Genomic DNA, 10,677 nt, shown 5'->3' with positions numbered 1-10,677 from the left:
CCGCATAATGTTGAAACTGCTCCGTCCACTCGATTATTCTTCTCATCAGGGTGTAAGTCTCCTTCTTTAAGGATTCGGTCTCGCTTGCCGCGATACCAACTTACACCCTCCTCCCTTTTACACACTCAAATTTACGTCACCTTGCAAATTCCGCCGCGTGTCGCGTCTTCCTGCCTCAGCCATACTTGGGCCATCCAGGGTCGGCCAGTCTCAAACACAACCATCGAATGCCCGCTGGGAACGCTACAATAAGCAGAGGACGAGGGACTGGAAGCGTTGAAGTCATGGCGAGGAACGATGGACCGCTGCTGCGACAACAAAGCGGTGGAGTTGACCCGGCGGATGGATCGGCAGGGGCACGTGCTCTATGCCGTCTTTGCTGCCAACTCGGCGATGTTTCTGGTGGAATTTGTTAGCGGCTGGCTCGCCCGCTCGACCGCCCTGCTTGGCGATTCACTCGATATGCTGGGCGATGCCTGCGTATATGGGCTGACGCTGTACACGTTGCGCCGCAGCCTGCGTTCCCAGGCGGGTGCGAGCCTTCTTAAAGGCGTCGTGATGCTGGTATTCGGGTTTACCGTGATGGCTGAAGCCGTGCACAAAACTCTCTGGGGAGCGCCGGTACCTTCAGTTGCGTTGATGGGCGGGATTGGTCTGCTCGCTCTGGCAGCCAACGCACTCTGCTTTTTGCTGCTGTACTCGCACCGGGACGATAACCTCAACATGCGTTCCACCTGGATCTGTTCGCGAAACGATGTGATTGCAAACGTCAGCGTGATCGGGGCAGCGGCTGCGGTCGCGTGGACGGAGTCCTACTGGCCGGACCTTCTGGTTGGCGTTGCGATCGCGGCCCTATTTATCGGGTCCGCCAGGAGGATCCTGATAGAATCTGTTCGTGCAATCGTTTGAACCGGAGACGGGATAGCCCTCCGCTGCGCGAGATTGCATAAGCTCCAGGCTGAGTGTTCGCGCCTTCGGTGACGATTCCTCCCGCTCCGCCCCTCGCCTGCCCTGCATAGCCCCTATGGGAAATTTCACCTGCGGGGCAGTAAAACTTACCTCGAAGAACATCCACCAAATCCAGAAATCATGCGCCTTTTCAATGAGTTAAACGGACAGATAAGGTTGGCGCGTCTCTTGCACTCTGATCAGCCAGACGGGTCCTTTGACCCAAAGGAGGAGGACTGTGAAGCTTTCAATAAAGCTGGTCAAGGTATTGGTTCCCTGTCTCGTGGTCCTTGCCCCGATGCTTATGGGCGGGCGACTTCAGGCAAAGAACGAGATTTTAGGACAAATCGAACTGGAAGCGGCCAACAAGCCGGCCAAAAGCTCCGGCGTGTGGATTGACGGCCAATACGTCGGCTACATGAAGGAGCTGAAGGGATCCAAGAAAATCCTGCTGCTGCCGGGGAAACATCAGGTCGAGGTCCGCCAGGATGGTTACCAGAACTTTACCCAGGAAGTGAACCTGGAGCCGGGCCAAAAACAGATCGTGGCGGTTGCCATGCAGAAAGATCTCTCTGCCCAGTACGGGACCCAGACGGCGGTGGTGAAAATCTCCGGACATCCGAAACGCGCGGCTGTGTTTGTGGACAAGCAGTTTGTAGGACACGTCGACCAGTTCGACGGGCCCGGCCAGGGAATGCTGCTGACGCCGGGAAAACACGAAATCAAAGTCTCACTTGCGGGCTACCAGACGTTTGAAACGCAAGTGACCCTGCAGCCCCGCCAGAAGCTGAAGCTCAAAACCAACCTCATGCAGCAGGGACAATCCGTCGGACAACCCACGGCCAGCCGCTGATCTCTCTGCCGCTGTAAATTCCGGCCGGCAACTCTGTGTGCGCACGCTGAAATTGCGACTCCTCCTGCATCCATCCGCGATAAACTGGAAGTAGCGGGAGACGCGATGAAGGCGTGCGTGCTGAACTCGACGGGAAAAATCGAAAGCCGTCCGCTCGTGCTCGCCGACGTGGCGATGCCCGAGCCGGCGGAGGACGAACTGCTGGTGCAGGTTTCTGCGTGCGGGGTTTGCCGGACCGACCTGCACGTGGTTGAAGGCGAACTGCCGCAGCGGAAGATGCCGGTGATTCCCGGGCACCAGGTCGTGGGCGTGGTTCGGCGGGCTGGCAGCCGCGCGGGGCGTTTCAAACCTGGCGAGCGCGTCGGCATTGCCTGGCTGCACCGGACTGACGGCACTTGTGAGTACTGCCGCGCCGGCAAGGAAAATCTGTGCAACCACGCTGAGTTCACCGGCTACACGGTTGATGGCGGCTACGCCGAATACGCGCTTGCAGCCGAGCAGTTCACCTATTCCATTCCCGAAAACTTTCCCGATGAGCAGGCAGCGCCGCTGCTGTGCGCGGGCATCATCGGCTTCCGGTCACTGCGGCTTTCCGGCATCGAGCGCGGCGGCAATTTGGGATTTTACGGGTTTGGCTCGGCGGCGCACGTGGCCATCCAGGTGGCGCGCCACTGGGGCGTCAAGGTGTATGCCTCGACGCGCGACGAGCGGCACCAGAAACTGGCCATGGAGCTGGGCGCCGAGTGGGCGGGCGGCGCACTGGCTGAACCGCCGGTGAAGCTGGATGCGGCGATTATTTTCGCTCCGGCGGGAGAGATTATTCCTGCGGCCCTGAAAGCTCTGAAAAAGGGCGGAACGCTGGCGCTGGCGGGAATCCACATGAGCCCTACTCCGCCCATTGACTACGACCTGCTTTACCAGGAACGCGTGGTGCGCAGCGTGGCCAACAACACGCGGCAGGACGGCGAAGATTTTTTGCGCATCGCCGCCGAAATACCCATCAGAACTCAGGTGGAGGTTTTTCCGCTGAGAGACGCGAACCGCGCCCTCGACCATCTGAAAAATGACGCGGTCCGCGGCTCAGCGGTACTGCGGGTAGACCCGGCGCAGGGGTAAGAAGTGAAGTGGCGTAATCTGGTGGAGCATCGTGCGGGAAAAGCGAGGCGATTTCAGGCGCCTCCGCTATTCCAGTTCCTCGATGGCGACGAGGAACCAGCGGAACAGACCTTCTCGGTATGGCGTCACCTGGTAAGTTAATCGGCAGAGAACGTCTTGGTTCCGTTCGCGGCGATAAACCCTGGTTTCAACGATGTCGGTTTTCGGGTTCATGAAAACCTCTAATTGCCGGGTTTCGGGGAGCAGGCTGCTGGTCAGGCATAGGACTTCAGGACCGATCCCAAAGTGCCTGCCCCCCGAATTCAGGGTCCGGCATGATTAATAGCAATCGGCACGCCAAAGTCCCGCCCTTTGACACATCTCGCAGAATTGAAAACGGATAATCTAATTATTACGATTTACTTAATAGTAATATGGCCCACAAACCGTCCCCAAATGCTGACACTTGCTCCCCGGCAGATGCACAATTCGGAGTCAGTTGGCTGGCGCTGGACGGCTGGAGCAATGGCTGAGACACGGCGGTAAGGGATGGAACTATTCCGATTGGCGAAAAATCCTGGCGGCGGTGAGAAGCTTGGGCGCGTGCCTGGCAGCGTGCGGCAGCGGCGAAAACATTGCAGCCTGTCCGCTGATCGCCCCACGCTATTCGAGTTCCTTGATGGCGACCAGGAACCATCGCATCAAACCGTCCCGAAAGGGCGTCACTTCGTAGGTCAAACGGCAAAGGACGTCTTGGTCCCTTTCGCGGCGGTAAATCTTTGTTTCAAAAATTTCGGTTCGCGGGAACATAAAAAACTCCTTACGCTACGCGAAGTTTGGATTGTGCCCTGGGCCGTGTGATGCCCAACGGGCAGAAGGCAACGCCCCGCACCTCGAATTCCGCAGACGTAATCACCTACAGCAAACGGCGTGCCAAGGCACACAGGATTCGCACACCTGCCGGTAAATCGCTGAGGTAAGCCTGGCACAGGTTATGGTCCTCCGCAGGCGCACCTGGAGCGCCGACGCAGCATCGAAGTGAGAGTTGTTACTCGCGGGACAGGTAATTTTGAACGGCCGGTTAATTCCATTTTCAATCTGCCTCCGCGCGTTCAAGCACCAGGCAGATTGGCGAGGTTAGCGCTCGACCTTAAATCCGATCTTGACTTTCACCTGAAACTCCTCGATCTTGCCGTCTTTGATCCTGGCGCTCTGGCCGACCACTTCAAGCCAGTCCATGTGGCGGACGGTCCTGGCAGCTTCGGCGACGGCGGCTTTGGTAGCTTCGGCATAACTGACGGGTGAAGTTCCAACCAGTTCGGTGATTTTGTATACGCCTGACATGGTGCAACATCTCCTTTCCGCGATGCAGCGTAACAGTTTCGGAAATTCGAATTCAGGATTTGGCCCCCGTAAGAAGGAAGTATACAGGATTGCCTCCGCGCGGGTGTATAGCATGCCGGCCCCGCCCCGGCGGGCCCGGCGCTACACAAGACGAAGCTGCATTCGCGGGCCCAGCGGGTGGCGGCGGCTGCGCATCTCAGTCTATGATGGTTCGATTGTAGAATGGAATTTTTTCATGAGCGGTCGAAAGCCCATTCTGGTGACGGCGGGGATTATCGTGCGCGGCGAGGAAATCCTGATTTGCCAGCGGCGCCGCACCGGTCCTTACGGCCTGCAATGGGAATTCCCGGGCGGCAAGGTGGAGGACAGCGAAGGATTGGAAGCCTCCCTCGAGCGCGAATTGCGCGAGGAGCTGGGGATTGAGGCCACAATCGGAGAGGAAGTGTACCGCCTGCGCCATCGCTATTCTGACCGCTACGTCGAGGTCGTTTTCTTCCGCGTTGACGCCTTCCAGCAAGACGTAGCCAACCGGGTATTCGAATCCATCGAATGGGTCCCGCGCCGGAAACTGACCGGATACGATTTTCTTGAGGCTGACCGCGAGCTGGTTGAACAGATTGCGGCAGGAGCCGTCGTTTGAGCGCCGCGCATCGTACCCCATCCAGAATCCTGGCTTGCGCCGCCGTTCTGTCCATGTCGTGCCTTCTCGCCGGTAGATCGGAGCTACGCGCCGGGCCACGGGGCGGCCAGGTTGAGATGGTGCCGTCGTCCCCGGAAAATTACGTGTGGGTCAACGTCGGCAACGTGGAAGGGCATCTTACGCTGAACGCCTCCCCTGCGGGGGCGTTTTCGCCTGACGGTTCGGCGCTTGCCCTGGTCAACCAGGATAAGATCGTGGTGGAAAATCTGGCCGGAGGAAACATCAGCATCGGGAAGGTCCTGCATCCCGCGATGAAGGACCTCCGCGACCTGGAAATTCAGTCGGCAAATTTCCTGGACGCAAACACGCTGTTTCTGCTTGGCACCGGCATTGTCCACGCGAAGAAAGGGGAAGACTATCCCACGCCCCTGATGGGATTCCGATGGAACGTTCAGCAGGACGCGCTGGACGGGAAGGCTTTCACTTTCGGGTCCAGCGGAGGCTTCGGGCGTCCCCGCTATTTTCCCTCCATTAAATATCTCGGGATGTACAAAGACAGTTCGTTTATTCTCTGGAGTCCGGCCAGCAGCAAGGCGGTGGAGGTGAAGGTCCCGGAACTGACGCGAGAGCCGCACCTCTACACCTTTTCTCCTGACGGCCACTGGCTGCTGCTGGCGCAGATTGCCGGCGGCGGCTCGCCAAATCCAATTATAGTGCGGCTGAGCGAGCAGAAGTTTGTGGATGTGCTGGCTGGATTCCAGGACACCGTGCTGAGCATGCGCTTTTCAGCGGACAGCACGCGGCTCGTGACCGCGAGCGAAGACGGTGAAGTCAGGATCTGGTCTGTCCCGGATTGGAAACTGCTGCGAACGCTCTCCGGCCACAAGGGTCCCGTGCGCTGGACGGAATTTTCGCCGGACGCTCGCTGGGTGGTGTCTGGCGGGGAAGACCAGACCGTGCGGGTCTGGTCCGCCGATGACGGCAGGGCCGTGCAGACGCTCAGCGAAAGCCGGGCTCCGATCAGTACGGTGTGCTTTTCTCCCGACGGAAACTACATTGCGGCCACCACCGATCGGAATGTTCTAATCTGGAAGCGAACGCCCACAGGGCCCTGACGCGCGGCCGAGATGTGATAAAATTTTTCCAAGGTTGCAGAACGGAGTGGGGGTAACAAAAGCGTTTATGCCCAAAGTAGGAATGGTCAGCCTGGGCTGTCCTAAAAATCTGGTTGACAGCGAAGTGATGCTGGGACTGCTGGCGCGGCAGGGGTATGAATTGACGCCGCGCGCCGAAGACGCCGACATCCTGGTGGTCAACACGTGCAGCTTTATCGAACCCGCCAAGCAGGAATCCATCAACACGATTCTTGACATGGTCGAGCACAAGAAATCGGGCACCGCAAAGAAACTGGTGGTGGCCGGCTGCCTGGTGGAACGCTACCGGCAGCAGATTTTGACAGAAATCCCCGAAGTCGATTTTGTGATCGGCACCAATGAGCTGGAGCGCGTGCTCGAGGCCTGCCAACTGGATGGGCAGGGTCGCCAATCGAACCATGTGGCCGAACCCTACCTTTACCACGAGTTCACTCCGAGGATTCTCTCCACGCCGTCGTACTCCGCCTACCTCAAGATCGCCGAGGGCTGCGACCATCCGTGCTCATTCTGTGTGATTCCACAGATGCGGGGCCGGTTCCGATCGCGGCGGTTTGAATCCGTGGTGCGCGAGGCCGAGCAGTTGGCCGAGCAGGGCGTGCGGGAAGTCACTCTTGTAGGTCAGGACACCACCAGCTACGGCGAGGACCTGGAAATCCGTGACGGACTGCCAAAGCTGCTGCGGGAACTCGGCAGAATTCCGGAACTGGTTTGGGTGCGGTTCCTCTATTGCTATCCCAACCGCGTGACCGAGGCGCTGATCGAGGCGGTGGCGGAAACCCCCAAAGTGACGAAGTATTTTGACATTCCGCTGCAACATGCCAGCCGCAAAGTGCTGAAGGAGATGCGGCGCGGATCAAGCGGAAAACATTTCCTCAAGATGCTGGAGAAGATCCGGTCGGCGGTCCCCCAGGCGGCCCTGCGCACTTCGCTGATTGTCGGTTTCCCCGGAGAGACCGAGGAAGATTTCCAGGACGTGCTGGGCTTTGTCACCGAGGCCGAGTTTGACCATCTCGGCGTTTTCCTTTACTCGAATGAGGAGACTTGCGGTTCTTACCGTCATCCGCAGCAGGTCCCGGCAGCGGTGGCGCGGCGCCGGCGGAACAAACTGATGGCGGTCCAGCGAAGAATTTCACGCCGCAAACTTCGCGAAAACGTTGGCAAGGTATTGCCCGTTCTGGTGGAAGGGACCGCAGAGGAAACCGATTGGCTGTTTCGCGGCCGGCTGGAAACCCAGGCGCCCGGCATTGACGGGCAGGTTTACATCAATGATTACGCCGGGCCTGAACCCATGGCCGGGCAGTTCCGCTGGGCGACGGTTACCCAAAGCGGAGATTACGACCTGGTGGCGCGGCTTGAACAAACCATCTTCTCATCATCCGAAGGCGCGGCAGCAGGCACTTCCACGCGCCGTGACCTGGTCCAGATCGGGCCGCCTGCCGGCCATGTTGCAACGAGGGGACGTGCGCTGCCCCATCTGTAAAAAGGAAGTCCCATACGCAGGAAACCCTTTCCGGCCTTTCTGCAGCGAGCGCTGCAAACTCATTGACCTGGACAACTGGCTGGAGGGACGGTACCGGGTCCCAGACACCGCGAGCGGAAAGCAGGACCGTCCTGAGCCCGTCGCAGAGGACAACAGTGACGAAGGCAACGACGGTTGAAAAGCGGAGCAGGCCGGCGGTCTGGATCGCGACGGTTGCAGGCGCCGGCTATTTTCCCGTCCTGCCGGGCACCGTGGGATCAGCGGTGGGCGTCGGCATCATAGCGGCATTGGATGCGGCCCCCTTCGGGACCAAATGGCGTGACGCGGCGCTGATCGGGGCAGCGACGCTCATTTTTTTTGTTGGCGTGTGGGCGGCTGGCGAGAGCGAGAAATTTTTTGGCTGCACAGACCCGTCGCACGTGGTGATTGATGAAGTGGTGGGGCAGATGGTGACGTTTCTGCTGGTCCCACATGCCTCGTGGAAGTGGCTGCTCGCGGGGCTTTGCCTGTTCAGGATTTTCGATATTACAAAGCCGTTTCCGGCCGGCCGGGCAGAGCGTTTGCCGGGCGGTTGGGGTATCATGTTAGATGACCTTCTGGCGGGCGCCTATGCGCTGGTGGCGCTGGCGCTCCTGGGTTACATAATTCGATGACTTTGTGGAAAAAGGGGACTAAATCCGGCCGCGCGACGGGCAAGGCCCACAAACCTGCAAGCAAACCTCTGGTTGAACGTGTAACGCCTCAGGCAGCGATTCCCGGGGGTGAAATATCCATCCACGGCAGGGATTTCATATCGAATGGCAACAACCGTCCCACCGTCCGGTTCGGCGATCAATCCGGCAGTCTGTTGCTGAGTTCTTCCAGCCGACTGGTTGTGCGCGTACCCGAGGGCGTGGTGAGCGGTGAACTTACCATTGACACCGGCAGCGCCACGACTTCTCCGACGACGGTTGCCGTCGGCATACTTCTCACCGACTCGCTGCACCCTGTCGCCAATCCCGCCATCGATGGAGAAGGAAACATCTTTTCCACATTCAGCGGCAGCCGGGGGCAGAAAGTCCCGGTTTCCGTCTACAAGATCACCAGCCAGCATGTCGTGAAGCCTTTTGTGAATGACCTGTTGAACCCGACAGGGCTGGCCTTTGGACGGGACGGCATGCTCTACATCTCGAGCCGCATGGAAGGCACCATCTATCAGGTGAGTCCGGAAGCCGAGGTCAATACTTATGCGGAGGGCATGGGCGTGGCAACGGGACTGGTCTTTGACCAGCTCGGCAATCTCTATGCGGGTGACCGTACCGGCACCATTTTCAAGATCAGCCCTGACCGCCAGATCTTCGTGTTCGCAACTCTCGAGCCGAGCGTTTCCGCCTATCATCTGGCCATGGGGCCGGAAGGCGACCTCTACGTCACCGGTCCAACGACCTCAAGTTTCGACAGCGTATACTCCATTTCACCCCACGGTGCAGTCAAACGCTTTTATCGCGGGCTGGGCCGCCCGCAGGGAATGGCGTTTGACGCCGCGGGCAATCTCTACGTGGCAGCTTCCCTTTCCGGGCAGAGAGGAGTTGCGCGGATCACGCCAGAGGGAAAAGCCGAGCTGTGCGTCTCCGGATACAACATCGTGGGGCTGGCGTTTTCGCCGCGCCGCAGCATGGTTGTGGCGACCCACAGCTCTCTGGTGGAGTTGTTCATGGGAATTGAAGGCCTGCCTTTGCTGAAGTCAAGTGGGAAGTGACAAGGACAACCCGGCGTGGCCCCCCGTCGGGCACTGGCGCGGACGGACCTTCGAATACTTCCGGCTGCTCATCGCTAATCCAGAATGGACGCAGAAATCATCGCCGTCGGCTCGGAACTTCTCACGCCTCACCGCCATGACACAAACTCACTCTATCTCACCGGCAAGCTGAATTCGCTGGGCATCGAAGTCCGGTTCAAAACCGTCGTGGGGGACGACGCCGGACGGCTAGGCTCTGTCTTCCGCACGGCGCTCGACCGCAGTGAGTTGATCATCCTCATGGGCGGCATCGGTCCCACCGAGGACGACGTCAACCGCGAGGTGGTTGCAAACGTACTCGGTCTCACGCTTCGCGAAGTCCCTGAAATCATCGAGCGCATCGCCGCGCGCTATGCGCGCACGGGCCGCCGGATGCCGGCCAATAACGCGCGCCAGGCCCTCGTGCCGGAAGGCGCCGAATGGCTTCCCAACAAAAACGGCACGGCGCCGGGAATCTGGATTGAGCATGGCAGCAAAATCATCGTGATGCTACCGGGACCGCCGCCCGAGATGGAGGCGATGTTCGACGAGCAGTGCGTGCCACGCCTCAGGAACCGCGTGCCCGGCATTCCGATTCGCACCCGCGTCATCAAAGTGGCCGGGCTGCCGGAATCCGAAGTGGACGAGCGCATCGCGCCGCTCTACAAGCCCTACAGCAATGTTTCCACCACCATCCTCTCCACCGGCGGCGCCATCGAAGTGCATCTCAGCGCCCACGCGGCCACGCCGCAGGAAGCGGACGCCCTGCTGGACGAACTGACGGACAAGATCGAGCCTGTACTGGGCGATCATGTTTTCTCCACCCGCGGCGAGACCCTGGAAGAGGTGGTGGGAATGTATCTGGTGATGAGGCAGAAAACGCTGGCCACCGCTGAAAGCTGCACGGGCGGCCTGCTGGGCGAACGGATCACGCGTGTGCCCGGAAGCTCCGAATATTACCTGGGTGGGACCGTCTGCTACAGCAACGAACTGAAGACCAAATTTGCAGGTGTATCACCGAAGCTGCTGGAAGCCTGTGGGGCCGTGTCAAGACCTGTGGCGCAGGCGCTGGCGGAAGGCATCCGGCGGAAGGCCAATGCTTCCATCGGCATCGGGATCACCGGAATTGCCGGTCCCGGAGGCGGGACCGAAACGAAGCCCGCCGGCATGGTCTTTATCGCCGTCGCCGACGATCGCGGGACAGAGGTGCGGGAATTCCATTTTCCGGGCGACCGCGAACGCGTCCGGCTGCTCTCCTCGCAGTTTGCTCTGGAGATGCTTCGGCGGCGAATCAGAAAATAACAGGCCGCTGAAAAGCGCTGGCCTGTCATGCTGAGCCCGTTCGCACTCCATTTGCGAACGGCCCTGAACGAAGTGAAGGGGCTCAGGGTAAACTCCGCGAAGCAT

Annotated in this window: 13 protein-coding genes; 10 read left to right on the top strand and 3 right to left on the bottom strand. The window is 59.5% G+C overall.

The features are described from left to right. The first annotated feature begins 297 nt into the window (after positions 1–297). The 3 genes from VFQ24_16205 (at position 298) to VFQ24_16195 (ending at position 2,917) form a co-directional block, all read left to right on the top strand. Positions 298–909 (top strand): cation transporter, encoded by a 612-nt coding sequence (locus VFQ24_16205; GenBank protein ID HET9179898.1) that lies wholly within the window; start codon positions 298–300, stop codon positions 907–909. Positions 910–1,186: 277 nt separating this feature from the next. Then, positions 1,187–1,801 (top strand): PEGA domain-containing protein, encoded by a 615-nt coding sequence (locus VFQ24_16200; protein HET9179897.1) that lies wholly within the window; start codon positions 1,187–1,189, stop codon positions 1,799–1,801. Positions 1,802–1,906: 105 nt separating this feature from the next. Further along, positions 1,907–2,917, top strand: a complete 1,011-nt coding sequence (locus VFQ24_16195) for a zinc-dependent alcohol dehydrogenase family protein (GenBank protein ID HET9179896.1) — start codon at positions 1,907–1,909, stop codon at positions 2,915–2,917. A gap of 66 nt (positions 2,918–2,983) precedes the next feature. Here the strand turns inward: VFQ24_16195 and VFQ24_16190 are convergent, their stop codons facing one another. The 3 genes from VFQ24_16190 to VFQ24_16180 all read right to left on the bottom strand — a co-directional run bounded on the left by VFQ24_16190 (position 2,984) and on the right by VFQ24_16180 (position 4,240). Continuing rightward, on the bottom strand, positions 2,984–3,130 hold the full coding sequence (locus VFQ24_16190) for a hypothetical protein (protein HET9179895.1): 147 nt from the start codon (positions 3,128–3,130) through the stop codon (positions 2,984–2,986). Positions 3,131–3,559: 429 nt separating this feature from the next. Continuing rightward, the gene (locus tag VFQ24_16185) at positions 3,560–3,706 is read right to left on the bottom strand and encodes a hypothetical protein (GenBank protein HET9179894.1); all 147 of its coding nucleotides are present in this window, start codon (positions 3,704–3,706) and stop codon (positions 3,560–3,562) included. 327 nt (positions 3,707–4,033) lie between these two features. Beyond that, entirely contained in the window at positions 4,034–4,240 is a 207-nt protein-coding gene (locus VFQ24_16180) for a dodecin (protein ID HET9179893.1), read from the bottom strand. 235 nt (positions 4,241–4,475) lie between these two features. Between VFQ24_16180 and VFQ24_16175 the strand changes: the two genes are divergently transcribed. From VFQ24_16175 to VFQ24_16145, 7 genes are all read left to right on the top strand, one after another. Continuing rightward, entirely contained in the window at positions 4,476–4,880 is a 405-nt protein-coding gene (locus VFQ24_16175; GenBank protein HET9179892.1) for a (deoxy)nucleoside triphosphate pyrophosphohydrolase, read from the top strand. Positions 4,881–4,996: 116 nt separating this feature from the next. Beyond that, positions 4,997–5,995 (top strand): WD40 repeat domain-containing protein, encoded by a 999-nt coding sequence (locus tag VFQ24_16170; protein HET9179891.1) that lies wholly within the window; start codon positions 4,997–4,999, stop codon positions 5,993–5,995. A gap of 67 nt (positions 5,996–6,062) precedes the next feature. After that, entirely contained in the window at positions 6,063–7,514 is a 1,452-nt protein-coding gene (gene rimO, locus VFQ24_16165; GenBank protein HET9179890.1) for a 30S ribosomal protein S12 methylthiotransferase RimO, read from the top strand. Next, complete coding sequence (locus tag VFQ24_16160; GenBank protein ID HET9179889.1) at positions 7,477–7,692, top strand: DNA gyrase inhibitor YacG; 216 nt, start codon at positions 7,477–7,479, stop codon at positions 7,690–7,692. Before rimO ends, VFQ24_16160 begins: the two co-directional genes overlap by 38 nt. Beyond that, entirely contained in the window at positions 7,670–8,167 is a 498-nt protein-coding gene (locus tag VFQ24_16155; protein HET9179888.1) for a phosphatidylglycerophosphatase A, read from the top strand. The genes VFQ24_16160 and VFQ24_16155 overlap by 23 nt, the downstream gene beginning before the upstream one ends. Then, positions 8,164–9,252 carry an IPT/TIG domain-containing protein gene (locus VFQ24_16150; protein HET9179887.1) on the top strand — a complete coding sequence of 363 codons (1,089 nt, stop codon included), beginning with the start codon at positions 8,164–8,166 and terminating at the stop codon, positions 9,250–9,252. Before VFQ24_16155 ends, VFQ24_16150 begins: the two co-directional genes overlap by 4 nt. Positions 9,253–9,336: 84 nt before the next feature. Continuing rightward, positions 9,337–10,572 (top strand): competence/damage-inducible protein A, encoded by a 1,236-nt coding sequence (locus tag VFQ24_16145; protein ID HET9179886.1) that lies wholly within the window; start codon positions 9,337–9,339, stop codon positions 10,570–10,572. Positions 10,573–10,677 lie beyond the last annotated feature (105 nt).

The sequence above is a fragment of the Terriglobia bacterium genome, assembly GCA_035712365.1.
In the GTDB taxonomy this organism is placed as follows: Bacteria; Acidobacteriota; Terriglobia; order UBA7540; family UBA7540; genus SCRD01.
This window is presented reverse-complemented; position numbering and strand designations above follow the sequence as displayed.